Source organism: Streptomyces sp. NBC_00670, assembly GCF_036226765.1.
Taxonomy (GTDB): domain Bacteria; phylum Actinomycetota; class Actinomycetes; order Streptomycetales; family Streptomycetaceae; genus Streptomyces.
The window spans coordinates 910,565-934,925 of the sequence record NZ_CP109017.1; the positions used below are offsets into that span (position 1 = coordinate 910,565).

At 74.2% G+C, this 24,361-nt stretch carries 20 protein-coding genes; 11 read left to right on the forward strand and 9 right to left on the reverse strand.

Annotated elements, in window-relative coordinates; genetic code table 11:
• The first annotated feature begins 58 nt into the window (after nt 1-58).
• A complete protein-coding gene (locus tag OIE12_RS03980; RefSeq protein ID WP_329141721.1) occupies nt 59-2,500 on the forward strand; it encodes a right-handed parallel beta-helix repeat-containing protein in 2,442 nt (813 codons plus the stop codon).
• Here the strand turns inward: OIE12_RS03980 and OIE12_RS03985 are convergent.
• Nucleotides 2,470-4,857 (reverse strand): hypothetical protein, encoded by a 2,388-nt coding sequence (locus OIE12_RS03985; protein WP_443053758.1) that lies wholly within the window; start codon nt 4,855-4,857, stop codon nt 2,470-2,472. The genes OIE12_RS03980 and OIE12_RS03985 overlap by 31 nt on opposite strands.
• A 372-nt stretch (nt 4,858-5,229) precedes the next feature.
• Here OIE12_RS03985 and OIE12_RS03990 point away from each other — a divergent pair, with 372 nt between their 5' ends.
• Nucleotides 5,230-6,099 (forward strand): DeoR/GlpR family DNA-binding transcription regulator, encoded by an 870-nt coding sequence (locus OIE12_RS03990; RefSeq protein ID WP_329131774.1) that lies wholly within the window; start codon nt 5,230-5,232, stop codon nt 6,097-6,099.
• Between the two features lie 92 nt (nt 6,100-6,191).
• Here OIE12_RS03990 and OIE12_RS03995 read toward each other — a convergent pair whose 3' ends face one another.
• Complete coding sequence (locus tag OIE12_RS03995; RefSeq protein WP_329131776.1) at nt 6,192-7,316, reverse strand: PLP-dependent cysteine synthase family protein; 1,125 nt, start codon at nt 7,314-7,316, stop codon at nt 6,192-6,194.
• A 271-nt stretch (nt 7,317-7,587) separates the two neighbouring features.
• Between OIE12_RS03995 and OIE12_RS04000 the strand changes: the two genes are divergently transcribed.
• Entirely contained in the window at nt 7,588-7,911 is a 324-nt protein-coding gene (locus tag OIE12_RS04000; protein WP_329131778.1) for a hypothetical protein, read from the forward strand.
• Nucleotides 7,912-8,351: 440 nt separating this feature from the next.
• Nucleotides 8,352-8,861 carry an ATP-binding protein gene (locus OIE12_RS04005; RefSeq protein WP_329131780.1) on the forward strand — a complete coding sequence of 170 codons (510 nt, stop codon included), beginning with the start codon at nt 8,352-8,354 and terminating at the stop codon, nt 8,859-8,861.
• A gap of 127 nt (nt 8,862-8,988) precedes the next feature.
• Here OIE12_RS04005 and OIE12_RS04010 read toward each other — a convergent pair whose 3' ends face one another.
• The gene (locus OIE12_RS04010; RefSeq protein ID WP_329141723.1) at nt 8,989-9,279 is read right to left on the reverse strand and encodes an SHOCT domain-containing protein; all 291 of its coding nucleotides are present in this window, start codon (nt 9,277-9,279) and stop codon (nt 8,989-8,991) included.
• Nucleotides 9,280-9,458: 179 nt separating this feature from the next.
• Between OIE12_RS04010 and OIE12_RS04015 the strand changes: the two genes are divergently transcribed.
• Together OIE12_RS04015 and OIE12_RS04020 are read left to right on the forward strand one after the other, a co-directional pair.
• Nucleotides 9,459-10,031 (forward strand): TetR/AcrR family transcriptional regulator, encoded by a 573-nt coding sequence (locus tag OIE12_RS04015; protein WP_329131782.1) that lies wholly within the window; start codon nt 9,459-9,461, stop codon nt 10,029-10,031.
• Nucleotides 10,031-10,615, forward strand: coding sequence for a DUF4865 family protein (locus OIE12_RS04020; protein WP_329131784.1), 585 nt, complete (start codon nt 10,031-10,033; stop codon nt 10,613-10,615). Before OIE12_RS04015 ends, OIE12_RS04020 begins: the two co-directional genes overlap by 1 nt.
• 37 nt (nt 10,616-10,652) lie before the next feature.
• Here the strand turns inward: OIE12_RS04020 and OIE12_RS04025 are convergent, their stop codons facing one another.
• Nucleotides 10,653-11,897, reverse strand: coding sequence for an ROK family protein (locus OIE12_RS04025; protein ID WP_329131786.1), 1,245 nt, complete (start codon nt 11,895-11,897; stop codon nt 10,653-10,655).
• Between the two features lie 213 nt (nt 11,898-12,110).
• Between OIE12_RS04025 and OIE12_RS04030 the strand changes: the two genes are divergently transcribed.
• From OIE12_RS04030 to OIE12_RS04040, 3 genes are all read left to right on the forward strand, one after another.
• Nucleotides 12,111-13,262, forward strand: a complete 1,152-nt coding sequence (locus tag OIE12_RS04030) for a methyltransferase (protein ID WP_329131788.1) — start codon at nt 12,111-12,113, stop codon at nt 13,260-13,262.
• A 137-nt stretch (nt 13,263-13,399) separates the two neighbouring features.
• Nucleotides 13,400-14,569, forward strand: a complete 1,170-nt coding sequence (locus OIE12_RS04035) for an MFS transporter (protein ID WP_329131790.1) — start codon at nt 13,400-13,402, stop codon at nt 14,567-14,569.
• Between the two features lie 114 nt (nt 14,570-14,683).
• The gene (locus OIE12_RS04040) at nt 14,684-15,445 is read left to right on the forward strand and encodes a maleylpyruvate isomerase N-terminal domain-containing protein (protein WP_329131792.1); all 762 of its coding nucleotides are present in this window, start codon (nt 14,684-14,686) and stop codon (nt 15,443-15,445) included.
• A 23-nt stretch (nt 15,446-15,468) separates the two neighbouring features.
• Here the strand turns inward: OIE12_RS04040 and OIE12_RS04045 are convergent, their stop codons facing one another.
• The 3 genes from OIE12_RS04045 to OIE12_RS04055 all read right to left on the reverse strand — a co-directional run bounded on the left by OIE12_RS04045 (nt 15,469) and on the right by OIE12_RS04055 (nt 18,820).
• Entirely contained in the window at nt 15,469-16,134 is a 666-nt protein-coding gene (locus OIE12_RS04045) for a response regulator transcription factor (protein ID WP_329131794.1), read from the reverse strand.
• Complete coding sequence (locus tag OIE12_RS04050; RefSeq protein ID WP_329131796.1) at nt 16,131-17,501, reverse strand: sensor histidine kinase; 1,371 nt, start codon at nt 17,499-17,501, stop codon at nt 16,131-16,133. The genes OIE12_RS04045 and OIE12_RS04050 overlap by 4 nt, the downstream gene beginning before the upstream one ends.
• Nucleotides 17,502-17,614: 113 nt before the next feature.
• Nucleotides 17,615-18,820, reverse strand: a complete 1,206-nt coding sequence (locus OIE12_RS04055) for a geranylgeranyl reductase family protein (RefSeq protein ID WP_329131799.1) — start codon at nt 18,818-18,820, stop codon at nt 17,615-17,617.
• Nucleotides 18,821-19,014: 194 nt separating this feature from the next.
• Here OIE12_RS04055 and OIE12_RS04060 point away from each other — a divergent pair, with 194 nt between their 5' ends.
• The gene (locus tag OIE12_RS04060; protein WP_329131801.1) at nt 19,015-20,370 is read left to right on the forward strand and encodes a dipeptidase; all 1,356 of its coding nucleotides are present in this window, start codon (nt 19,015-19,017) and stop codon (nt 20,368-20,370) included.
• A gap of 244 nt (nt 20,371-20,614) precedes the next feature.
• On the opposite strand, the gene OIE12_RS04065 is transcribed toward OIE12_RS04060, so the two are convergent.
• Both OIE12_RS04065 and OIE12_RS04070 read right to left on the reverse strand, forming a co-directional pair.
• A complete protein-coding gene (locus OIE12_RS04065; protein ID WP_329131803.1) occupies nt 20,615-21,655 on the reverse strand; it encodes an NUDIX hydrolase in 1,041 nt (346 codons plus the stop codon).
• Between the two features lie 184 nt (nt 21,656-21,839).
• Nucleotides 21,840-22,037 carry a hypothetical protein gene (locus tag OIE12_RS04070; RefSeq protein WP_030377881.1) on the reverse strand — a complete coding sequence of 66 codons (198 nt, stop codon included), beginning with the start codon at nt 22,035-22,037 and terminating at the stop codon, nt 21,840-21,842.
• A 211-nt stretch (nt 22,038-22,248) separates the two neighbouring features.
• Between OIE12_RS04070 and OIE12_RS04075 the strand changes: the two genes are divergently transcribed.
• Nucleotides 22,249-24,312 carry an NPCBM/NEW2 domain-containing protein gene (locus tag OIE12_RS04075; protein ID WP_329131806.1) on the forward strand — a complete coding sequence of 688 codons (2,064 nt, stop codon included), beginning with the start codon at nt 22,249-22,251 and terminating at the stop codon, nt 24,310-24,312.
• The last annotated feature ends 49 nt before the right edge of the window (nt 24,313-24,361 follow it).

A 24,361-nucleotide genomic window follows, 5' to 3' on the forward strand; every position in this document is an offset into this window, starting at 1 on the left:
ACCGGCCGAACTCTTCGGCAACGACCCGCGTACGACGAGGTGGGGGCACGGCAACGCCATGGCACAGGGCACGGTCCAGGTGACGCACACCGGTACATCGCGGTGGCGGCGCCGCACGGGTGAGTACGCGTCCCTCGCCGCCGCGCTGGAGGCCGCGGGCGACGGCGACGTCCTCACCGTCGCCCCGGGCACCTACCGGGAGAACCTCGTCGTCCAGCGGGCGGTGACGCTGCGCGGGCCCGAGGGTTCGCCCGGTTCCGTGCGCCTCGCCCCCGTGGACGGGGTGCCGTTGACCGTGCGCGGCTCCGCGGTCGTCCAGGATCTGCACGTGGAGGGCCAGGACTCGGCCGCGCCGGCGGTCCTGGTGGAGGAGGGCACTCCCGAGTTCGCCGATCTGCGGATCATGACGCGGTCGGCGGCCGGGTTCGAGGTGCGCGCCGGGGCCCGCCCCACCGTCCGGCGCTGCACGGTGGACAACCCGGCCGGGGTCGGTATCGCCGTCGTCGACGGCGGAGGCGGGGTGTTCGAGGAGTGCGAGGTGGTGGCGGCGGGCCAGTCCGGCGTGGCCGTGCGCGGGGGCGCACGCCCCCGGCTCGAGCGCTGCCGGGTGCACCACGCCTCCGGCGCGGGACTGTCGGTCACCGGGGAGAACTCCTCGCTGGAGGCGGTCGGTTGCGAGGTCTACGAGGTCAAGGGCTCCGGGGTGCAGGTCACCGGGCGGGCCACGGCGCACCTCACCGACTGCGACGTGCACCGCACCACCGCCGACGGCGTCACCCTGGACACGGACGCGGTGCTGACCCTCGCCGACTGCCGCATCCACGACGTGCCGGAGAACGCGGTCGACCTCAGATCGCGCGCGGTGCTCACCCTGACCCGCACGACCGTGCGCCAGTTCGGCCGCAACGGACTGTCGGTCTGGGACCCGGGCACCCGTGTGGACGCCAACCAGTGCGAGATCTTCGACTCCACCGGCGACTACCCGGCGGTGTGGGTCAGCGACGGCGCCACCGCCGTCCTGGAGTCCTGCCGGGTGCACGACGTGCCGGACGCGCTGTTCGTCCTCGACCGGGGCTCGCGCGCCGACGTCGTCGACAGCGATCTCGCGCAGGTCCGCAACACCGCGGTCTCGGTGAGCGACGGCGCCACCGCGCAGCTCGACGACTGCCGGATCAAGGACGCGGCGACGGGCGCCTGGTTCCGTGACCACGGCAGCGGCGGCATCCTGAGCGGCTGCACGGTGGACGGCGTCCAGACCGGCGTGATCGTCACCAAGGGCGCCGACCCCACCGTCGAGCGCTGCACCATCACCTCCCCCGCCGAGGCCGGGTTCTACGTCTCGGCGGGCGGCCGGGGCAGCTTCCAGGGCTGCCGGGTGACCGACAGCGGCGGCTACGGCTTCCACGTCATCGACGGCTGCCGCACGACGCTACTCAAGTGCCGCACCGAGCGCTGTGCGCGCGGCGGTTACGAGTTCGCCGACGGCGGTCCGGACGCGGCGGGCGGCGGCGGAGCCGTCGTCGAGGACTGCACCAGCGACGAGAGCGCGAGCCTGCGCTCCCCCGCCCGGGAGACCGCCGTCCAGACCGCCACGCCCCCGGCGGCCGGGCTGCTGGGCTCCATCCCCGGCCAGCGCACCACGGAGCAGGAGAGCCTGGCGACCGCCGCGCCCGAACCGGCGGCGCCCGCCCGCACGTCGAAGGCCGTGCTGGGCGAACTGGACGCGCTGGTGGGCCTGGAGAGTGTCAAGCGCGAGGTGCGCGCGCTGACCGACATGATCGAGGTGGGCCGGCGCCGGCAGCAGGCGGGCCTCAAGGCGGCCTCCGCACGGCGCCATCTGGTCTTCACCGGCTCCCCCGGCACCGGCAAGACGACGGTGGCCCGGCTGTACGGGGAGATCCTGGCCTCGCTCGGGGTGCTGGAGAAGGGACATCTGGTCGAGGTCTCCCGGGTCGACCTGGTGGGCGAGCACATCGGCTCCACGGCGATCCGCACCCAGGAGGCGTTCGACCGGGCGCGCGGCGGCGTGCTGTTCATCGACGAGGCGTACGCGCTCTCCCCGGAGGACTCCGGGCGCGACTTCGGCCGCGAGGCGATCGACACGCTGGTGAAGCTGATGGAGGACCACCGGGAGGCGGTCGTCGTGATTGTCGCCGGTTACACCGCCGAGATGGAGCGCTTCCTGACCGTCAACCCCGGGGTCGCCTCGCGCTTCTCGCGGACGATCACCTTCGGCGACTACGGCCCCGACGAGCTGCTGCGGATCGTGGAGCAGCAGGCGGAGGAGCAGGAGTACCGGCTGGCGAAGGGCGCGCCCGAGGCGCTCCTCGACTACTTCGCGGCGATACCGAAGGGCCCCGCGTTCGGCAACGGCCGCACCGCGCGGCAGACGTTCGAGGCGATGGTGGAACGGCACGCGGGCCGGGTCGCCCAGTTCACCGAGCCGAGCACGGACGACCTGACGCTGCTCTACCCGGAGGACCTGCCGGAACTGCCCTGAGTCCGGGCCGTGTTACCCGCTTCCCCGGCCGTGTCGTCGGCCGTGTTGTCCGCCTCCTCGACCGGGCGGGGCGCCGGCACCCCGGGGCGCAGCCGGGCCAGCAGGCGCCGGCGTTCCTCGGCGAACGCCGGGTCGGCCTGGTAGTCGCTGTGGCCCAGGATCGGGGCGGGAAGCGGGTGCAGTGCGGTGCGGCCGTAGGCGAGCGGGTCCCTGAGCGGAGCGCGGTCGACCTGCGGACCGCAGTCGCCGGGCAGCCCGATCGGCCCGCCGATCGGGTCCGTGAGCCGGTACAGATTGCGCCAGCAGTCGACCTCGCGGTGCAGGGCGCTGAGCGAGGCGGGCCCGAAGTACGCCGGGAACCAGCGCCCGTACAGCCGTTCCAGGGGTGAGCCGTAGGTCAGCAGGGCCACCCGGCGGCGTACGGACGGCTTGAGCTGCCAGGCCGCGGCGGCGGCGAGCACGCTGCCCTGGGAGTGGCCGGAGAGCACCAGCCGTCCGCCGGTGGCACCGGTCCAGGTGGCCATGCGCCAGGTGAGGTCGGGCACGGCGCGCTCGGCGTAGCAGGGCGGGGCGAAGGGGTGCGCGGCACGCGGCCAGAACGTGCCGACGTCCCACAGGATGCCGATGGTGCGCCGGGCGGAGGGGTCCTTGTACGCGCGCCGGCCCCAGGTGACGAGGAGCAGGAAGCCGACCCCTATCAGCCAGGAGCCGCACGCCTGGGTGGTGTCGGCGGCGCCCTGCAGCGCGGCGGGGGTGCCGTGGGCGGCGTCGCCCGGCACCTCGTCGGTGAGTTCGGCGCCGACCAGTGCGGCGGTGCCCAGCAGCAGCGTGGCGACGGCGACGACGCCGATGACGCGGGGTGCCAGGTCGGTGAGGGTGGCCATCGCCCTGACCCCGGCGATACGGCGGGTGCGGGCGGCGTCGGTGCGTTCGCCGGGGTGGTCGAGCTCGACGTCGGTCGTCTCGGCCCGGCGCAGTCGCAGCGTGCGGCGGGCCAGCAGGGCGACGACCACGAGCAGCAGCAGGAGCAGCGGCGGTATCGCGGAGGCCTGCCAGGTGAGCAGGACGGGCGGTCCGGGCAGGGTGCGGCGGGTGCCGTCGAGCCAGTCGGAGACCCGCTGGGCGACGCCGCCGGACATCACCCCGCCGAGCGCGCAGGCGAGCATGGCGACGGCGGGCCCGGCCAGTCCGCGCAGTGCGGTGCGCGGGTGGCGGTGCGTGCGGTGGAGGAGGTGGGCGACGACGGCGAGCACGACGACGAGTAAGCACTGCGCGAGGGTGAGGGCGCCGAACGCCGGGTCGCCCGGCAGCCGTCCGGCCGACCGCCAGCCGGGGCGCGACCCGCAGGCGTACACCAGGGAGAGCGCGAGCAGGGCCAGGGAGCTCAGGGGCAGCCACCGGACCAGGGCGCGGTCGAGCCGGCGGTCGAGCCGGTTCTCGGTGCGGCCGCGGCGGCAGACCACCCAGACCACGACGAGCGCGCCGGCCACGTACGCCGGTTCCAGCAGAGAGCCGAGGCTGTCCAGGAGCGCGGGGCCGCCCGGGCGGTGGTCGTGACGGGCGGCGGCGGTGCCGACGGCCGCGGCGACGGTGAGGAAACCGGCGGCGGTGTGGGCGGCGCGCAGCCGGGCCACGAGCCGGCGTCCGTACCAGAAGCCGGGGCGGCCGAGCGCGGCCCGGTAGGTCCCCGTTCCGGCGTCGTCGTCGGTGCGCTCGTCGCCGTCCTCGTCCTGGGGCGGTGGCGGCTGGGACTCGTAGGCGCTCCAGGTGCGGTGGGAGAGGTACCAGAGCAGCCCGGTGAGGGCGGTCGGCACCAGCGCGGCCAGGGCGAGCCGGCGCCCCGGCGCGCTCCACCAGCCGCCGTCGGAGCCGGTGGGCGACAGGAAGCCGAGCCAGGAGTGGCGGGCCGCGCACGCGGGGGTGCCCGCGCACTGCCAGGCGGTGAGGTCGAGGGCGACCTCGCAGGCGGCCGCGACCAGCAGCACGGTGAGGCTGAGCCCGGCGAGCCGTACCAGGAGGCCGTACAGGCGTACGGTCCGGAGCCGGTGGCCCTCGCTGGTGGGGCGCATCCAGTGGGCGAGGTTGACCACCATGAACGGCAGGAGGAGCAGCCACAGGGCGCGCGAGCCGTTGCCGGAGGTGAGGTTGCACCAGACGTAGGCCTCGGGCACCGGGGCGTCGCGGTGCTCGGCGGGCCGTTCCTCGGCGTCGACGTCGTCGGCGCGGCGGAAGACGGCGGCGGTGTCGTCGCCGGTGATCCGTACCGTGCGCGGATCGTTCAGCATCTCCTGGGGGGTGGTGCCGCCGACTCCGTGGACCAGGAGCTCCAGGGTGCTCTGTGCCGTTGTGTGTTCCACCGTTCCGCACTTCCCCCGCGCGCGGGTGCGCGCCTGTGGTGGCCTCTGTCGTCATGTCATGTGCAGGCACAGGATTGCCGCTGTGGGGCGTGGTCACACCTGTGGGACCGGAATGTCCTCAGGATGTGTGACGGAGACGACGGGGCGCGGACGACGGAGGGGGACGGCGGGGCGCGGAGAACGGGGTGGGGGGACGGCGGACGGAGACGACCGGGCGGTGGCGCGGATGTCGGTGGGCCGTGCGAGGATGGGACGTCCTTCGCCACCGCCGCCCTCGGTCCGTGTCTGTCGGAAACCGGTGCGGACGCCGTGCGGCGGGCGGTGCGCCGGAGGACGGGCCGGAGTCGGACGAGGAAAGGATCCGCAGCGGACGTGAGCGAGAATCAGAACCTGCTCGCGGAGCAGCGCCGCACCCTGATCCTCGACGAGGTACGCCGCCGCGGCGGCGTCCGTGTCAACGAGCTGACGCGCAAGCTCGGCGTCTCCGACATGACGGTCCGCCGGGACCTCGACGCGCTGGCCCGCCAGGGCGTACTGGAGAAGGTGCACGGCGGCGCGGTCCCGGTGGTCGAGGCGAGCACGCACGAACCCGGGTTCGAGGCCAAGTCCGGCCTGGAGCTGACCGCCAAGGAGGACATCGCGCGGGCGGCGGCCCAACTGGTCGCGCCGGGCACGGCAATCGCGCTCTCCGGCGGTACGACGACCTACGCGCTGGCGCACCATCTGCTGGACGTGCCGGACCTCACGGTCGTCACCAACTCGGTGCGGGTGGCCGACGTCTTCCACTCCGCGCAGCGCGCCATGGGTCAGCGGCAGGGCGCGGCCACGGTGGTGCTGACCGGCGGGGTGCGCACGCCGTCGGACTCGCTGGTGGGCCCGGTGGCCGACCAGGCGATCGCGGCGCTCCACTTCGACATGCTGTTCCTCGGCGTGCACGGGATATCCGCCGAGGCCGGACTGTCGACACCGAACCTGGCCGAGGCCGAGACCAACCGGCGCCTCGTGCAGTCCGCGCGCCGGGTGGTCGTGGTCGCCGACCACACCAAGTGGGGCACGGTGGGCCTGAGTTCGTTCGCCACGCTGGAGCAGGTGGACACGCTGGTGACCGATTCCGGTCTGCCGGCCGAGGCCAGGGCGGAGATGGCGGAACATCTGGACCGGCTGGTGGTCGCCGGGGAGCCGGAGACGGTGGGCGAGACGGCGGACCGGGAAGAGCCGGGCGAGACGGAGCAGTCGGGTTGAGACGCGGAGCCGGCGGCTGCCGCCGGCTCGTGAGCGGGTCCCGGCTGCCGGACGGTTGCCGGTTGCCGAAAGCCCGTTCCCGCGGCCGGTGCTCAGTCCGGCCACACCCCCGTGGTCAGCAGGGTGTCGATCGCGGCCGTGTACGGGGCGATGTCCAGCCCCTCCGACGCGAGCCAGGCGTCCGAGTAGTACTTGTCCAGATAGCGGTCCCCGGGGTCGCACAGCAGGGTGACCACGCTCCCCCGCCGCCCCTCGGCCACCATCTCCGCGACGATCTTCAGCGCGCTCCACAGTCCGGTGCCCGTGGAGCCGCCCGCCTTGCGGCCCATCGCGCGGTCCAGCGCGCGCACGGCGGCGACGGCGGCCGCGTCCGGGACCTTCATCATGCGGTCGACGGCGCCCGGCACGAAGCTGGGCTCCATGCGCGGCCGGCCGATCCCCTCGATGCGTGAGGCCCGTTCGCAGACGACGTCCGGGTCGCCGGTCGTCCAGCCCTCGAAGAAGCAGGAGTTCTCCGGGTCGGCGACGCAGACACGGGTGTCGTACTGCATGTAGTGCACGTACCGGGCGATGGTCGCGGAGGTGCCGCCGGTGCCGGCGGTGGCGACGACCCACGCCGGCTCCGGGAACCGCTCCCGCTCCAGCTGGCGGAAGACGGACTCGGCGATGTTGTTGTTGCCGCGCCAGTCCGTGGCCCGTTCCGCGTAGGTGAACTGGTCCATGTAGTGGCCGCCGGTCTCCGCCGCGAGGCGGGCGGACTCCTGGTACATCGTGCGGGAGTCGTCGACGAAGTGGCACCGTCCGCCGTGGAACTCGATGAGGCGGATCTTCTCGGCGCTCGTCGTGCGCGGCATGACCGCGATGAAGGGCACGCCGATCAGTTTCGCGAAGTACGCCTCCGAGACGGCCGTCGAGCCGCTGGACGCCTCGATCACCGGGCGGTCCGGGCGGACCCAGCCGTTGCACAGTCCGTAGAGGAAGAGCGAGCGGGCCAGCCGGTGCTTGAGGCTGCCGGTGGGGTGCGTCGACTCGTCCTTGAGGTACAGGTCGATGCCCCAGTGCTCGGGCAGGGGGAAGAGCAGGAGGTGCGTGTCCGCCGAGCGATTGGCGTCGGCCTGGACCTTGCGGACGGCCTCTTTGAGCCAGTCGCGGTACGGCACGTCGGTGCGGTCGACGTCGAGGGTGGCGCCGGGCCGGTGGGTGGGGGTGGTGCTCACGCCGGAACTCCTTACGCGGTGCGCCGAGGCCGCCTCCGCGCGGTCGGACGACTCGATGATAGACACCTTCCACACGCTTCTCACCTGCATAAACACTCCTTTGGGCAGCTCAAAGGCGGTGCTGGGGGCGGGGGCGGACGGCGCGGGGGGCGCGTTTTCGCGTGTGCGCCCGGTGGTGCGCGGTGCACCCTTGATGCGCACTGGTGCTCGGGGCCGTGCGCGGGCAGACTGCACGGCGGAGGACGACCCAGGCACGAGGGGGCGGAACACCATGCCGGAACCGGAGTTCACGGCCAGAGGCGTGCGCATCGGCAAGGGGCTGCGGTCCCTGACCCGGGCCGGGCAGATCCGGATCAGCGACGGCAGGGTGCGGTTGCTCACCAGCTACGGCAGCGAGATAGACAGCGCGCCGGTGCAGACGGTGCGCGCGTCCAGGCCGTGGTTCGGTGCCGGGGACCGGGCGCAAGCGGACCTGGGCGGGACCCGGTACTCGCTCACCCTCGGCGAGAGCGACCCCGCCCCGGGCACACCGGGGCCACCGTCGGCCCGGCGGTTCATCGAGGCGGTCCGCAGGGCGGCGGGCCGCGACCGCTGAGCGGCGCCGGCCGCCGCGCGTGGCGTCTCGGGACCAGGGGCGCACGGCTTCGGGCCACCGGCGCGCGAGTGCACGCACGGGCTCGCGCGTGCGCCGGTTCCGCGAGGAGGGAGCCGGCCGGCGACTGGGCCGGTTCGCGAGTTGCGCAGCCGGACCCCGTGCGTCACTCTGGTCACACGTCACTCTGGGTTTACCGGCGATCACGCTGAAGAACCAGCCCGCCGGCCACGACAAGCGGGCGGCCGACGTACGGAAGCCGCCCCGAGCCAGGCGGCGCGGGTACCGGCCGCCCCGATCAGCGGACGGCCGTCGTACGCGGTCGCCGCGCCACAGCGGCCGCCGGACGCGGGCCGCGCAGCACCAGGCGGCGTATTACACGCGGTCACCACGCAGGATCCGTTCTCGTCTTCTTCCGGACCTCAATTCGGGGAGTCGCAGCCGTGATCAGCCAGCCAAGCAGGCACTGCACGGTGGAGCTCCAAGCCCTGCCGTCGCGGATCGGACAGGTCCGCAGAATCGTATCGGCGCAATTGCGCTACTGGCATCTCGATGCCCTCATCGACCGGGCCTCGCTCGGCGTGACCGAGTTGCTCACCAACGTGCACCGGCATGCCGAGCCCGACAAGACGTGCACCGTGGAGATCGAGCTGCTGCTCGACCGTCTGACGGTCTCGGTGCGCGACCACGACCCCCGGCTGCCCACCGTCTGCGAGGCGGAGCCCGGCTCCACCTGCGGGCGGGGGCTGGCGATGGTCGCCGAACTCAGCGAGAGCTGGGGCGTGCGGCCGGACGGGGAGGAGGGAAAGGTGGTGTGGTTCGCGCTGTCGGCGTGCGCGCCGGTGGTGTCGGTGCCGAACCTCGCGTCCGGGGACGCGAAAGGGGTTACGGCGGTGACTGCCGCCGGGCGGCGGGAGCGAACGGTGGTGCGGTCCGCGGCGGTGCCGGGGTGACGGCGGTGCGCCGTCGGGGCTGAGCGGTTCCCCGCCGGAGTGGGTCCGCGCGTTGCCGAGTGCCGCTCGTCGGGGGCCGGCCGCGCAGTTCCCCGCGCCCCTTCAGGGCGCGGGGTGTGGGCCGGTGTCATGGTGAGCGAGGCTTGTCGACGGGGCCGAAGTGCTCCTCCAGCACCGAGGCCCGGCGCCAGTACTCGTCCTCGTCGATCTCGCCGGAGGCGAACCGGCGGCCGAGTACCGCGAGGGGCGAGTCACCCCTCGGGCGGCCGGCGTCGACGGAACGCCACGGGCCGCCGCGCCCGCGCCACCCGGTGCGGCGCAGCAGCGTCACGCCGGCGACCACGACCGCCGCCCAGATCAGCGGGAAGAACAGGATCCACGGGCCGGGCCCACCGTCCCAGTGCGCCAGGGTCTGCATCTCGGTCATCTCCTCGGTGTTCTCGATGGTGTCGTGTTCCTCGATGCCCTCAGCGTCGCCCCGGGCGGGGCCCCGCGTCGTCGTACTGCCGGCGGCGGTGCGCGTACCGCGCGGGGAGTACGCGAGTACGGCGCGACCGCCCCTGGACGCCTGTAACTACTGGTATGTACAGTCACCGTATGAGTACCTCGGAGAGACTCGTGGAGTCCACCCGCGACCTGCTGTGGGAGCGCGGCTACGTGGGCACCAGCCCCAAGGCGATCCTGGAGCGGGCGGGCGCCGGCCAGGGCAGCATGTACCACCACTTCAAGGGCAAGCCCGACCTCGCGCTGGCCGCGATCCGCCGTACCGCCGAGGAGATGCGGGCGACCGCGGCCGGCGTCCTGCACGGACCCGGCACGCCGTACGCGCGCGTGACGGCGTATCTGCGGCGCGAGCGTGACGTCCTGCGCGGCTGCCCCGTCGGCCGGCTGACCATGGACCCGGAGGTGATCGCGAGCGACGCGCTGCGCGCGCCCGTCGACGAGACGCTGGACTGGCTGCGCGAGGAACTGGCCGGGATCGTCGAGGAGGGCCAGGAACAGGGGGAGTTCGCGCCGTCGCTGGACGCCGAGGAGGTGGCGGCGACGATCGTGGCGACGGTCCAGGGCGGCTACGTCCTGGCCCGTGCGTCGGGCTCCCCGGCCGCCTTCGACGCCGGGGTGCGCGGACTGCTCGCCCTGCTGCGGCCCGCCGACCGGGGAGACGTGTGATGCAGGCGATGCAGTACGAGATCACCCTGCCCGCCGACTACGACATGGGCATCGTGCGGGAGCGCGTGGCCCGCGTCGGGCACGCGCTCGACGACTGGGACGGGCTCGGGCTCAAGGCGTACCTCGTGCGCGAGCGCGGGGTGGACGGCTCCCACATCAACCAGTACGCGCCGTTCTACCTGTGGCACGAGGCACGCGGCATGAACGCCTTCCTGTACGGGGGGCCGTTCCAGGGGTTCGTCGACGACTTCGGGCGGCCGTCCGTCCGGCAGTGGACGGGGCTCTGGTACGAGGAGAGCCCGGTCGCCGGTGCCGGGGCGCGCGTCGCGGTGCGGCACCGCAGGCCGGTTCCCGAGGGGATCGCCCTCGGCGAGGTGGCGGAGGAGGTCATGCACGAGGCGGGGCTGCTGGTCTCGCTGGACGGCGCGGTGTGCGCGGCGGTGGCCGTCGACTCCCGGCACTGGGAGGTGGTGCGGTTCTCGCTCTGGGAGCACGAGGCACCGAAGACGGACGGCGACGTCTTCCAGGTGCTGCGCCTGTCGGCACCGGGGAGGGACCGGCTGCCGCGCGGCCGGCAGTGGTGAGGCAGGCCCGGCACCGAACGCCGGGCCTCGGCCCTTCTCAGCTTCCCGCGAGTGCCGTCAGCGGGTCGTCCAGGACCGGCTGCCAGGCCAGTTCCGCCGCGCCGACGAGGCTGTTGTGGTCCAGGGTGCACGGCAGGATCGGCACGCCGCCGCTGCGCCCCCACAGGCTGCGGTCGGCGACGACGGCGCTCAGCCGGTCGGGGTCGGTGTCCAGCAGGGTGCGGTGGAAGCCGCCGAGGATGATCCGGTCGGGGTTGAGGATGTTGACCAGCCCGGCCAGTCCCAGTCCGAGCCGGTCGATGAGCGCCTCGGTGGCGGCGCGGACGGCCGGATCGTCTGCGTGATGGGCCCGGATCAGGTCGTTCGCCTGTTGCAGCAGGGAGAGTTCGGGGCCGGGGTCGCGGCCCGCGGCGGTGAGGAACGCCAGCGGGTCGGCCTCCACGTCCAGGCAACCACGGCTGCCGCAGTGGCAGGGGCGGCCCTCGGGGTTGACGGTGAGGTGCCCCACCTCCAGGGCCAGTCCCGAACTGCCGCTGTGCAGCCGTCCGTCGAGCACCAGCGCGCCGCCCACACCGCGGTGCCCGGTGGCCACGCAGAGCAGGTCGCGGGCGCCGCGGCCGGCGCCGTGCCGGTGTTCGGCGAGGGCGGCGAGGTTGACGTCGTTGGCGGCGAAGGCGGGGCCTTCGAGGCCGGCGGCGCGCACGAGGTCCGTGAAGATCTCCCGGACGGGGGCGCCGGCCGGCCAGTCCACGTGCATCGGGTTGAGGGCGAGCCCCTCCGGTTCGGCCACGGCGGCCGGGACGGCCAGGCCGGCGCCCACGCAGCGCAGGCCGGTCGCGCGGAGCAGGTCGGCGCCGGCCTCGACGACCGAGCCGAGCACCTTGGCCGGGTCGGGATCGACGGTCTCGCAGCCGGGGGCGGTGGCCACGATGCGGCCGCCGAGGCCGACGAGGGCGGCGCGATAGCCGTCGGCGTGGATCTGGGCGGCCAGGGCGACGGGGCCGTCCTCGGCGACCTCCAGGCGGTGCGAGGGGCGGCCCTGGGAGCCGGCGGCGGCGCCGGGGTGGGCGTCGACGCGGATGAGGCCGAGTGCCTCGAGTTCGGCGGCGACGGCGCCCGCGGTGGCGCGGGTGACGCCGAGGGCGGCGGTGAGGACGGCGCGGGTGGGGGCGCGGCCGGTGTGCACGAGTTCGAGTGCGGGGCCGAGGGCGCCGCGGCCCCGGTCCAGCCGTGCCCGGGTGTTCCCTTCCCCCGCCGCGCGCGGGGCCGCCTTGCCGCTCATGAGGGCGAGTCTCCCATGATCCGGGCGGACGGGTCGGCGCCGCCCCAGGGGGTTCCTCGCCCCCCGGTCTTCGAGGAGCGCGGGGAACTACCCCCCGGCCCGCACACGCCAGACCGCCTTGCTCCCCTCCCCGTTGGGCCCAGGGGCGCAGCCCCCGCGCGGGGGGGCGCGGCCCCGCGGCTCCCCCGGCCACTCCTATAGCCTGGCCCCGCGATGAACGACCCCATGATCGTCCCCCAGGGCACCTACCACCTCACCCGTTTCCCCGCGGATCCCCGCGACCGGCTGCGGGCCTGGGACGCCGCCGACGCGTATCTGCTGCGCCACCTCGCGGCGACCGGCGTCCCGGAGAGGACAGGTGGCGTCGTCGTGCTCGGCGACCGGTGGGGCGCGCTCACCACCGCCCTTGCTCCGCACCACCCCGTCCAGATCACCGACTCGTTCCTCGCCCGGCAGGCCACCCTCGCCAATCTCGCGCGCGCCGGCGTCGATCCGGCGGCCGTGCGCCTGCTCACCACCCAGGACGACCCGCCGGACACGGTCGACGTCCTCCTCGTCCGCGTGCCGAAGAGCCTCGCCCTGCTCGAGGACCAGTTGCACCGGCTCGCCCCGGCCGTGCGCCGGAACACGGTCGTCGTCGGCGCCGGCATGGTGAAGGAGATCCACACCTCGACGCTGCGGACCTTTGAGCGGATCCTCGGCCCGACCCGCACCTCGCTCGCCGAGCAGAAGGCCCGGCTGATCCACTGCACCCCCGACCCGGACCTGGACCGGGGGCCCAACCCGTGGCCGTACCGCTACGCGCTGCCCGACGGCATCGGCGTGCTGTCGGGGCGCCGGGTCACCAACCACGCGGGTGTCTTCTGCGCCGACCGGCTCGACATCGGCACCCGTTTCTTCCTGCGCCATCTCCCGCGCCCCCGCGCCGGCCGGCGCGTGGTGGACCTCGGCTGCGGCAACGGCATCGTGGGCACCGCGGCGGCCCTCGCCGAACCCGGCGCCGACGTGCTGTTCGTCGACGAGTCGTACCAGGCGGTGGCGTCGGCCAGGGAGACCTACCGGGAGAACGCGGGCGCCGGCGGCCGGGCCGAGTTCCTCGTCGGCGACGGCCTCGCGGACACCGCCCCGGCCAGTGCCGATCTGGTGCTGAACAATCCGCCGTTCCACTCCCACCAGGCCACCACCGACGCGCCCGCCCGCCGCATGTTCGCCCAGGCCCGCCGCGCCCTGCGGCCGGGCGGCGAGCTGTGGGTGGTCGGCAACCGCCATCTGGGCCACCACATCACCCTGCGGCGCCTGTTCGGCAACAGCGAACTCGTCGCGGGCGACCCGAAGTTCGTGGTCCTGAAGGCCGTCAAGAAGTAATCGCGCGTACCGGGCGGGGCCCGGCGGGGCGGTGACCACCGCGCCGTCCGCGCCTCACGGCTCCCTTGCCCCTTGCCGACACCGCCTCCTAGTCTGATTTTGTGCCGCTCATAAACAAAGCCCGATCGCACACCGTCGTGCCGGGCAGCAGGACCGACCTCGTCCGCCTGCGTACCGTTCTGACCACCTTCTTCGCCCTCGACGGCTTCGTCTTCGCCGGGTGGGTCGTGCGCATCCCGGCCATCAAGGCGCAGACCGGCGCCTCCGCGAGCGCGCTGGGGCTGGCGCTGCTCGGGGTCTCGGCCGGGGCCGTCGTCACCATGACGCTCACCGGCCGCCTCTGCCGCCGCTTCGGCAGCCATCCCGTGACCGTCGTCTGCGCCGTGCTGCTCTCGCTCAGCATCGCCCTGCCGCCGCTCACCCACTCGGCCTGGGCGCTCGGCGCGGTGCTGTGCGTGTTCGGTGCGGCGTACGGCGGGATCAACGTCGCCTTCAACAGCGCGGCCGTGGACCTGGTGGCCGCGCTGGGGCGGCCGATCATGCCCAGCTTCCATGCCGCCTTCAGTCTGGGCGGGATGGTCGGGGCGGGGCTCGGCGGCCTGGTCGCCGGGTCGCTGACGCCGACGCAGCACCTGCTGTGTCTCACCGTGATCGGACTGGTCGTGACGGCCGTGGCGGGCCGCGCCCTGCTGCGCCAGGAACCGCCGCGGCCCCCGGAGCCGACGCCGGAGGACCGGCGGGCCCCGGCGCGTTCGGGCGCGCGCACCCGGGGGCTCGTCCTCACCTTCGGTCTGATCGCGCTGTGCACCGCCTACGGCGAGGGCGCCATGGCCGACTGGGGCGCGCTCCACCTGGAGCAGGACCTCAAGGCCGCACCGGGCGTCGCCGCGGTGGGGTACTCCTGCTTCGCCCTCGCCATGACCGTCGGCCGGCTCACCGGGACGGTGCTCCTCGAACGGCTGGGCCGGACCCGGACCCTGGTCGCCGGGGGTGCGACGGCCGCGGGCGGCATGCTGCTCGGCTCGCTCGCCCCCTCCGTCTGGGCCGCCCTGCTCGGCTTCGCCGTCACCGGGCTGGGGCTCGCCAACATCTTCCCCACGGCGGTGGAACGCGCCGGTGCGCTCGGCGGTCCGGACGGCGTCGCCACCGCGTCCACGCTCGGCTACGGCGGCATGCTCCTCGGTCCGCCGGCGATCGGCTTCATGGCCGACTGGTTCTCCCTGTCCACCGCGCTCACCAGCGTCGCGCTCCTCGCCGCGGTGGCCGCCGCCATCGCCGTCGTCACCCGCCACGCGGCCCGGTCCTGACGCGGCCGGGCCCCGGGACCGCCCCTTCCCGACGCCACGTGGCCGTCCGGCCAAGGCGTTCTTGCCCATACCTCCCCCTGCCGCACGGCGGTGGCCGTCGGTCAGACTGCGCCCATGGACACCACCCGCTTCCTGGAGACGCTCGACCACGAGGGCCGGCTGCTCGGCGAGATCGCCGAGGAGACCGGCCCGGGGACCGAGGTGCCGACCTGCCCCGGCTGGCAGGTGCGCGACCTGCTCGCGCACACCGGCGCGATCCACCGCTGGGCCACCGCGTTCGTCGCCGAGGGGCACACCTCTCCCCGCCCCCAGGGCGAGGCCCCGGAGCTGACCGGGGACGCGCTCCTGGCCTGGTACCGCGACGGCCACCGCCGGCTCGTCGACACGCTCGCCGCCGCCCCGCCCGGTCTGCGGTGCTGGACCTTCCTGCCCGGCGCGGCTGCCCCGGTCGCCTTCTGGGCGCGGCGGCAGGCGCACGAGACGGCCGTGCACCGCGTGGACGCCGAGGCCGCGCGCGGCGCCGCGCCCGCCGCCGTCGCCGTGGACCCCGCGCACGGCTTCGCGCCCGCGTTCGCCGCCGACGGCATCGACGAGTTGCTGCGCGGCTTCCACGCCCGCTCCCGCAGCCGGGTGCGGACGCCGGAGCCGCGGGTCCTGCGGGTACGGGCCACCGATGTCCCGGACGCGGTGTGGACCGTACGGCTCTCCCCGGAGCCCCCGGTCACCGAGCGGGGCGCGACCGCCGGCGCCGACTGCGAGCTGGCCGGGCCCGCCGCCGTCCTCCACCTCGCCCTCTGGAATCGCGCTCCGGTCCCCTCCGTCACCGGCGACACCGCGCTCGCCGGCCTCTGGCGGGAGACGTCGGCCATCGGCTGAGGCGACGTCCGCCGTGGGCTCCCTCATCCCAGCCACCCCGGCCGCACCAGCCCCGACTCGTAGGCCAGGACGACCAGTTGCGCGCGGTCGCGGGCGCCCAGTTTGACCATCGTGCGGCTGACGTGCGTCTTGGCGGTCAGCGGGCTGACGACGAGGCGGCGCGCGATCTCCTCGTTGGACAGCCCCAGGCCGACCAGGGCCATCACCTCCCGCTCGCGTTCGGTGAGCCGGGCGAGCGACGCGGCGGCCGCGGGTTCCTTGGAGCGGGCGGCGAACTCGGCGATCAGCCGCCGGGTCACCCCGGGCGACAGCAGCGCGTCCCCCTCGACCACCGCCCGTACCGCGCGCAGCAGTTCCGCCGGCTCGGTGTCCTTGACGAGGAAGCCGGAAGCGCCGGAGCGGATCGCCTCGAAGACGTACTCGTCGAGCTCGAAGGTGGTCAGCATGATCACCCTGACCCCGCCCAGCCGCGCGTCCTCGGTGATGCGGCGGGTCGCGGCGAGGCCGTCGAGCAGGGGCATCCGGATGTCCATCAGGACGACGTCGGGTCCGAGCGCGCGCACAGCCCGCAGGGCCTCCTCCCCGTCGGCCGCCTCGCCCGCCACCTCGATGTCCGGCTGGGCGTCGAGCAGTGCCTTGAATCCCGCTCTGACCAGCGACTGGTCGTCGGCGAGCAGTACGCGGATCACCGTTCCTCCTCGGGTGGGCCGTCGGTCGCCGGGGGCTCCGGGGCGCCGCCGGCCGGGGGTGCGCGCAGGGGCAGTACGGCCAGCACCCGGAAGCCGCCGTCCGGGCGGCGGCCCGCCTCGATGGTGCCGCCGAGCGCCGCGGCCCGCTCGCGCATGCCCACCAGACCGTTGCCGCTGCCTCCGGCGTCCGTGCCGGTCGCGGGCCCGTCGTCGTCGATCAGCAGCCGCAGGACGCCCCGCGCGGGGTCGAGCCGGACCCGCGCGCGGCGGGACCCGGAGTGCCGTACGACGTTGGTCAGGGCCTCCTGCACGATGCGGAACGCCGCCAGGTCGGCGCCGGGCGGCAGCCTCGGCGCGGCACCCTCGACCTCGACCGTCAGCCCGGCGTCGGCCGCCTGCGCGACCAGTTCCGGCAGCCGGTCCAGGCCGGGGGCCGGCGTCCGGGGCGCGTCGCCCGGCGTGCGCAACGTGTCGAGCACCTGTCTCACCTCCCCCAGGGCCTCCTTGCTGGCCGACTTGATGGTGGTGAGCGCGGTGCGGGCCTGCTCGGGGTCGGAGTCGAGCAGCGCCAGGCCCACGCCCGCCTGGACGTTGATCACGGAGATGCTGTGCGCGAGGACGTCGTGCAGTTCGCGGGCTATCCGCAGCCGTTCCTCGTCGGTGCGGCGCCGGGCGGCCTGGGCCCGTTCGGCCCGCTCGCGGGCCCACTGCTCCCGTCGGAGCCCGACGAGTTCACTGACCGCGACGACCGCCGCCACCCAGGCGGCCACGACGGCCTCCTGTCCCCAGGAGGCGGCCGGGTCCCCCGAGGGGGGCAGCAGGCGGTACAGCCAGTGCGCCACTACGACGTGCCCCGCCCACAGCATCGCCACCGCCGCCCAGGCCGCTCGTCTGTGCCCGGTGACGACGGCGCCGAAGCAGGCGACGGCGACCGCCAGGAACACCGGGCCGTAGGGGTAACCGGCTCCCAGATACACCATGACCACCGCGGCCGTGGTGAAGACGACGGCCACCGGGTGGCGCTGCCGCCACAGCAGTGCCCCGCAGCCGAGCAGGAGGAGGAGCAGCGCGAAGGGGTCCAGCTCCGCGCGCCCGCCGCCCCGCTGCCCCTGCGCGGCGGCATGGGTGCCGACGAGCACGACGGCGGTGAGGAACACGGTCGAGGGCCACGGCAGCCGGTGACCGCCGGCCGGGGCCGGCCCGCCGGTGACCGCGGCGCCCGGGGCGTCCTCGATGCCCCCGGCGCTCCCGGCGCTGCCGGTGCCCCCGCCGCCTGCCTCCTCGCCGCCGTCCGCGCCGCGCCACCAGGGCGGCCCGGACCAGGGCGCGGGCCACCGCGCCGGGGCCCGCATGCGTCGCTCCTTCATGCCCGTCACGCTAGACGGCACCGAATGCCCACGGCGTCACCCTGGCGGGGCGAGCGCCGGTACTCCCCAGGTAGTACGGGTATGACGGGGGTGCGCGGGGGCCGCCGGCCCGCCTACCGGTCGAACGCCGTCAGCGCCCGCTGGGCCAGCGGATGGTTGCGGACCAGTTCGCCCAGCGTGGTGGCGCCCCGGGTGATGTCGGTGAACGCCTTCCACGCCGGGCGGAAGCCGGTGAGGGCCGCGTGGAACAGTCCCGGACGGCGTTCGAACGCCTTCAGCATCCGCTTGCCGACGCTCATCTCCACGCCAAGCCCGGCCTTGATCGCGAAGGCGTAGTTCAGGGCCTGGCGGCGCGCGTCCACCGCGTCGTGCGCCTCGGAGATCCGTACCGCCCACTCCCCCGCGAGCCGTCCGGAGCGCAGGGCGAAGGAGATGCCCTCGCGGGTCCAGGGCTCCAGCAGCCCCGCCGCGTCCCCGCACACGAGGACGCGGCCGCGGGTGAGCGGCGAGTCGTCGGCGCGGCAGCGGGTCAGATGGCCGGAGGAGACGCTGGGTTCGAAACCGGCGAGGCCGAGCCGGGCGACGAAGTCCTCCAGATACCGCTTGGTGGCGGCGCCCTCGCCGCGCGCGGAGATCACGCCGACGGTGAGCGTGTCCCCCTTGGGGAAGACCCAGCCGTAACTGCCGGGCATGGGGCCCCAGTCGATGAGCACCCGGCCCTTCCAGTCCTCGGCGACGGTCTCGGGCACGGGGATCTCCGACTCCAGGCCGAGGTCGACCTGGTCCAGTTTGACGCCGACGTGCGCCCCTATGCGGCTGGCGCTGCCGTCGGCACCGACGACGGCGCGGGCCAGCACCGTCTCACCGCCCTGGAGGACGACGGCGACCGTGCGCCGGTCGGGCACGGCCGCGCCGTGCTGTTCGACCCGCACGACGGTGGCGCCGGTGCGCAGTTCCGCGCCCGCCTTCTGCGCGTGTTCGACCAACTGCTGGTCGAACTCGGGCCGGTTGATCAGTCCGAACAGCATCTGCCGGGAGCGGCGGGTGCGGGTGAAGCGGCCGTTGTTCGAGAAGGTGACCGCGTGCACCTTGTCCTTGAACGGCAGTTCGAAGCCGGGCGGCAGGGTGTCCCGTGAGGGGCCGATGATGCCGCCGCCGCAGGTTTTGTACCGGGGCAGATCCGCCTTCTCCAGCAGCAGCACGCTGCGTCCCGCGACCGCCGCGGCGTAGGCGGCCGAGGCCCCGGCGGGCCCCGCACCCACCACGACCACGTCCCACACCCGCTGCGTGCCTTCCGCCGAAGAGTTCTCGCTGCTCACGATGGTCTACTGCTCCCGATCAAGCCGCCTGCCGCACCTGTCCCACGCATCCTACGGTGGTCGCGGGCCCGGACCGCTGTGGGAGGATCGGCAGCGTATGCGCAGCGCACACCCGTCGGCGTTCGCGCACCGCACGATCACAGGCAAACAGAAGTTCTCGGAAGTACAACGTCGCACCCACAAGGAGCGTGCCCATGTCGTCGAATCCGGTCGCCGAGACCGTCGCCTCGCTGCTGCCCAGGGCGAGGGAGGAGCTCACCGAACTGGTGGCCTTCCGTTCGGTGGCGGACTTCGACCAGTTCCCCAGGAGCGAGAGCGAGGCCGCGGCGCGCTGGATCTCCGAGGCGCTGCGCACCGAGGGCTTCGAGGACGTGGCGGTGCTCGACACCCCGGACGGCACGCAGTCGGTCTACGGCTACCTGCCGGGCCCGGCCGGTGCCCGGACCGTGCTCCTCTACGCCCACTACGACGTGCAGCCGCCGCTGGACGAGGCCGCCTGGAGCACGCCGCCGTTCACGCTGACCGAGCGCGACGGCCGCTGGTACGGGCGGGGCGCGGCGGACTGCAAGGGCGGCGTGATCATGCATCTGCTCGCGCTGCGGGCGCTGAAGGCGAACGGCGGGGTGCCCGTCAACGTCAAGGTCATAGTGGAGGGTTCGGAGGAGCAGGGCACGGGCGGCCTGGAGCGGTACGCCGAGCAGCACCCGGAGCTGCTCACCGCCGACGCCGTCGTGATCGGCGACTCGGGCAACTTCCGGGTCGGTCTGCCGACCGTGACGACGACGCTGCGGGGCATGACCCTGCTGCGCATCGGCGTCGACACCCTGGAGGGCAACCTGCACTCCGGCCAGTTCGGCGGCGCCGCGCCGGACGCCCTGGCCGCGCTGATCCGGGTGCTGGACTCGCTGCGCGGCGAGGACGGCTCCACGACGGTCGACGGCCTGGACGGCGAGGCCCGCTGGGAGGGCTTGCAGTACGACGAGGAGCAGTTCCGCCAGGACGCCAAGGTCCTGGACGGCGTGGAGCTGATCGGCTCGGGCACGGTCGCCGACCGCATCTGGGCCCGCCCGGCCGTCACGGTCCTCGGCATCGACTGCCCGCCGGTGGTGGGCGCCACCCCGTCGGTGCAGGCGAGCGCCCGCGCGCTGGTCAGCCTGCGGGTGTCGCCGGGCATGGACACGGTGGAGGCGACGAAGCTGCTCCGGGCCCACCTGGAGAACCGCACGCCGTGGGGTGCGCGGGTGACGGTCGAGCAGATCGGCCAGGGTCAGCCGTTCCGCGCGGACACCACCAGCCCGGCGTACGCGGCGATGGCCGAGGCGATGGCGGTGGCCTACCCCGGTCAGGAGATGCAGCACGCGGGGCAGGGCGGTTCGATCCCGCTGTGCAACACGCTGGCCTCGCTGTACCCGGAGGCGGAGATCCTGCTGATCGGCCTGAGCGAGCCGGAGGCGCAGATCCACGCGCTCGACGAGAGCGTCTCGCCCGAGGAACTGGAACGGCTGTCGGTCGCCGAGGCACTGTTCCTGCGCGCCTACGCGGGTCACTGACCCGCCACCAGCAGGGGCGTCCAGGGCCGGGCCCCGCGACCCGGCCCACCCCGGGGACGCGGGGGCCGCACTCCGCGCTCCCGGCCCACCCCAGCCTGCTCAGGGGCGCGGGGAACTGCGTGAGCAACCACGAACCCACGCGCAGCCGCCGACGCACCTCACGCCCCCGGACTCTCAGGCTCCGGCCTCCCGAGCCCGGGCTCCCGGGGCTCCGGGGCCTGCCGGGGTCCCGCGGAACCGGCCGTCACCCCACCGGCGCGCCCGCCTCCAGATACCGCACCGAACCATGCTCCCGCGCGCGCAGCGCCCAGCGCAGACGGGCGTAGCGGACCGGCGGCAGCAGCTCGGCGGCCTCGTCCTCGGTGACGAAGCGCCAGGCGCGCAGCTCCGGGCCGGGCAGCAGCAGCCGGCCCCGCTCGCCGGGGTCCAGCCGGCCCCCGTCGAACAGCAGCCGCAGCCCCCCGTAGCCGGGCGGGTCGGGCCGCTCCCAGTCGACGAGCAGCAGTCGGGGCACATCGGTGAGGTGGATCCCCGTCTCCTCGGCGACCTCGCGCACCCCCGCCCGCGCGGGGGCCTCCCCCGGTTCGACGACACCGCCGGGGAACTCCCAGCCGGGCTTGTACGTGGGGTCGACGAGCAGCACCCTCTCCTGCTCGTCGAAGAGGAGGACGCCCGCGGCGATGGTCTCGGCGGTCGGCTGGGGGGTCTGCACGATGTCGCGGACCGGGACGTCGCCGGTGCGCACCCCCTCGGCGATGTGCAGGGCGGCCTCGTGGGGGGTGAGGAAACTGGTGTCGACGGTGTGGGCGTCGGCGGTGAGCCATGCGGCGAGGGCGGCGCGATAGGGCTCGATGTGGTCGAGGGCCCACTGGGTGACCCGCATGTCGCCGTCGGGGAGGTCCGGCGGGATCTCCCGCCCGGCTATTCGCTCACGCAAAATCGTTTCGGCCGGAGCGAGCAGGACATGGCGGACGGGAATCCGCCGGGAGGCGAGGCCGCCGAAGATCTCGTCGCGGTACTCCTGGCGCAGCAGGGTCATCGGCACCACCAGGACACCGCCCAGTTCGGCGAGCATCGCGGCGGCGGTGTCCACCACGAGCCGCCGCCAGATCGGCAGGTCCTGGAAGTCGCCGACCTCGGCGAGGCGTTTGGGCGGCAGCAGCTGCGTGAGCGCGCCGCCGATGACCTCGGGGTCGAAGAGCGTGCTGTTCGGGATCAGGTCGATCAGTTCCCGTGCGGTCGTGGTCTTGCCCGCACCGAACGCGCCGTTGACCCAGACGATCACGTTTCCCCCTCTTCTGTTCGGCCCCCTGTGGCTTGCCCGCTCCACCCTGCCACGGAAACCAGCTTCTGATGAGGGAGCGCCCTCGCGGGGCCCGGCCCCGCCCGCCCGAGGAGCTCGGCGAGGCCATGGCACACGACGGCGCCGGTGCCCGGGCGGGGCACCGGCGCCGTATGCCGGGGTGCGGTCAGCCGTTGTGCTCGGGGGCGTTGTCGGCCGGGGCCAGGCTGTCGTGGCTGAGGGTGGTGTGGTCCACGGCGCTGAGGGCGTCGTCCACGTTGAGGTCGCCGAGGACACCGTGGTCGGCGGAGTGCGAGGGCGAGATCGCCGCGACGACGAACCCGGTGGCCAGGGAGGCGATGGCGAGCATGCTGCGCTTCTTCATGCCCGGTTCAACTGCGCGGAGCCCCGAAGGTCACGCGGACGGGGCGCTCGAGGGAACCGGGTCGGCACGCTTCCAACAGAGTCGAACACGGTCTACCGTAACCGCACACACTCGCGTTGACGCGAACATGCAGAACTCCTGCCCGGTGCGCTCCGCGGTGCCACCCGGCGCCGCACCCCGCGCCCCGGGCGAGGACGGAGGGAACGTAACGATGCGTCACCTGTCCGGCACCACCGACCGATCCCGTACGAGAAGACGCGCCGCGGGTCTGCTGGCCGCGGGCGTACTGCTGGGCACGGGCGCCCTGACGGCACCGCCGGCCGTCGCCGCCCCGCCGGCCGCACCACCCGGCTCCCCCGCCCCGGCCGCCGGCTCCCCCGCCCTCGCCGACGGGCTGGCCGCGACCCCGCCCATGGGCTTCAACAACTGGAACTCGACGCAGTGCCGGGCCGAGTTCAACGAGGAGATGGTGGAGGGGATCGCCGACATCCTCGTCGAGAAGGGCCTGAAGGACACCGGCTACCAGTACGTCAACCTCGACGACTGCTGGGCCCTGCCCGCCCGCGACGCGGACGGCAGGCTCGTGCCCGACCCGGCGCGCTTCCCGCACGGCATCAAGGCGGTCGCCGACTACGTGCACGCCAAGGGCCTCAAACTCGGCATCTACACCAGCGCGGGCACCAAGACCTGCAACAGCGCCGGGTTCCCGGGCGCGCTGGGTCACGAGTACAGCGACGCCCAGCAGTTCGCCGACTGGGGCGTGGACTACCTCAAGTACGACAACTGCAACAACCAGGGCGTGGACGCCAAGCAGCGGTACACCACGATGCGCGACGCCCTCAAAGCCACCGGGCGCCCCATCGTCTACAGCATCTGCGAGTGGGGCGAGAACAAGCCCTGGGAGTGGGCGGCGAACGTCGGCCACCTGTGGCGCACCACCGGGGACATCAGCGACAACTGGGGTTCGATGCTGTCGATCCTCAAGAAGAACCTGCCGCTCGCCCCGTACGCCGGGCCCGGGCACTGGAACGACCCGGACATGCTGGAGGTCGGCAACGGCGGCATGACGGACACCGAGTACCGCACCCACTTCTCCATGTGGTCGGTCATGGCCGCGCCCCTTCTCATCGGCTCCGACCTGCGCACGGCCTCCGACGCCACCCTCGACATCCTCGGCAACAAGGAGGTCGTCGCCGTCGACCAGGACCCGCTCGGCAGGCAGGGCACGGTCATCACCTCCGAGGACGGACGCTGGGTGGTCGCCAAGGAGATGAAGGACGGCAGCAGGGCGGTGGCGCTGTTCAACGAGAGCGGCAGCGCGCAGCGCATCGCGACGACCGCCGCGGCCGTCGGACTGCCCCGGGCGGCCGGTTACACGGTGCGGGACCTGTGGCGGCACGAGACCCGCGGCACCGCGGGCACGATCGCGGCGACGGTGCCCGCGCACGGCACGGTGCTCGTCCGTGTCGCGGCCGACCGGAACTGGCCGCAGTACCCGCCCGCGGCCGAACTCGGCCTGGACGGCTCGACGCTGACGCAGGCCGGTGCGGCGGTGGAGCTCACGTCGGTCCTCAACGGCCTGGGCCGTACGCCCGGTCTTGACGCCTCCGTGTCGCTCGACGGGCCCGAGGGCTGGACCGTACGGGCGCTGTCGCCGACGCGGACGGCCGTGCTGCGGACGGGGCACGCGCTGCGCACGTCCTGGAGGGTGGACGTGCCCGAGGGGGCGGCGACGGGGGCGTACGACCTCACGGTGCGGGCGGCCTACCGGTCGCCGACGGGGGCGCGGGTGCGGTTGGCGGTGCCGGTGACGGCGACCATGGCCGTGCCGCCGCCGGCGGGGACCTCGTCCCTGGGGGACCTGCCGTGGCTGTCCGCCCGGAACGGGTACGGGCCGGTCGAGCGGAACACCAGCAACGGCGAGGACGCGGCGGGGGACGGTCATCCGCTGACGATCGGCGGGGTCGTGTACGGCGACGGGCTCGGCGTGCACGCGGAGAGCGCGGTGGAGTTCTACGCGGCGAAGCGGTGCGAGCGGGTCACGGCGGAGGTCGGCGTGGACGACGAGAAGGGTGACCGGGGGTCGGTGACGTTCTCCGTCTGGGCGGACGGGAAGCAGGTCGCGTCGACGGGGACGCTGACCAATGCGATGCCGGCGGAGACGGTCTCCGCGGAGGTGACCGGGGCGGAGGTCGTGCGGCTGGTCGTGACCGATGCGGGGGATGGCAACGACTCGGACCACGCGGACTGGGCGGAGGCGCGGTTGCGCTGCTAGGGGGTGGCCGGCCCACCCCTTCCCTTGGTTCCGCGCGCAGTTCCCCGCC

Excerpts from the sequence above, each read along its gene's own strand:
- OIE12_RS04070 (WP_030377881.1), bottom strand. The coding sequence starts at position 22,037 with ATGAAGAAGCGCAGCATGCTCGCCATCGCCTCCCTGGCCACCGGGTTC.
- OIE12_RS04040 (WP_329131792.1), top strand. The coding sequence starts at position 14,684 with ATGGACACCACCCGCTTCCTGGAGACGCTCGACCACGAGGGCCGGCTG.
- OIE12_RS03980 (WP_329141721.1), top strand. The coding sequence starts at position 59 with ATGGCACAGGGCACGGTCCAGGTGACGCACACCGGTACATCGCGGTGG.
- OIE12_RS04030 (WP_329131788.1), top strand. The coding sequence starts at position 12,111 with ATGAACGACCCCATGATCGTCCCCCAGGGCACCTACCACCTCACCCGT.
- OIE12_RS04000 (WP_329131778.1), top strand. The coding sequence starts at position 7,588 with ATGCCGGAACCGGAGTTCACGGCCAGAGGCGTGCGCATCGGCAAGGGG.
- OIE12_RS04050 (WP_329131796.1), bottom strand. The coding sequence starts at position 17,501 with ATGAAGGAGCGACGCATGCGGGCCCCGGCGCGGTGGCCCGCGCCCTGG.
- OIE12_RS04060 (WP_329131801.1), top strand. The coding sequence starts at position 19,015 with ATGTCGTCGAATCCGGTCGCCGAGACCGTCGCCTCGCTGCTGCCCAGG.
- OIE12_RS04075 (WP_329131806.1), top strand. The coding sequence starts at position 22,249 with ATGCGTCACCTGTCCGGCACCACCGACCGATCCCGTACGAGAAGACGC.
- OIE12_RS04020 (WP_329131784.1), top strand. The coding sequence starts at position 10,031 with ATGCAGGCGATGCAGTACGAGATCACCCTGCCCGCCGACTACGACATG.
- OIE12_RS04015 (WP_329131782.1), top strand. The coding sequence starts at position 9,459 with ATGAGTACCTCGGAGAGACTCGTGGAGTCCACCCGCGACCTGCTGTGG.
- OIE12_RS04025 (WP_329131786.1), bottom strand. The coding sequence starts at position 11,897 with ATGAGCGGCAAGGCGGCCCCGCGCGCGGCGGGGGAAGGGAACACCCGG.
- OIE12_RS04010 (WP_329141723.1), bottom strand. The coding sequence starts at position 9,279 with ATGCAGACCCTGGCGCACTGGGACGGTGGGCCCGGCCCGTGGATCCTG.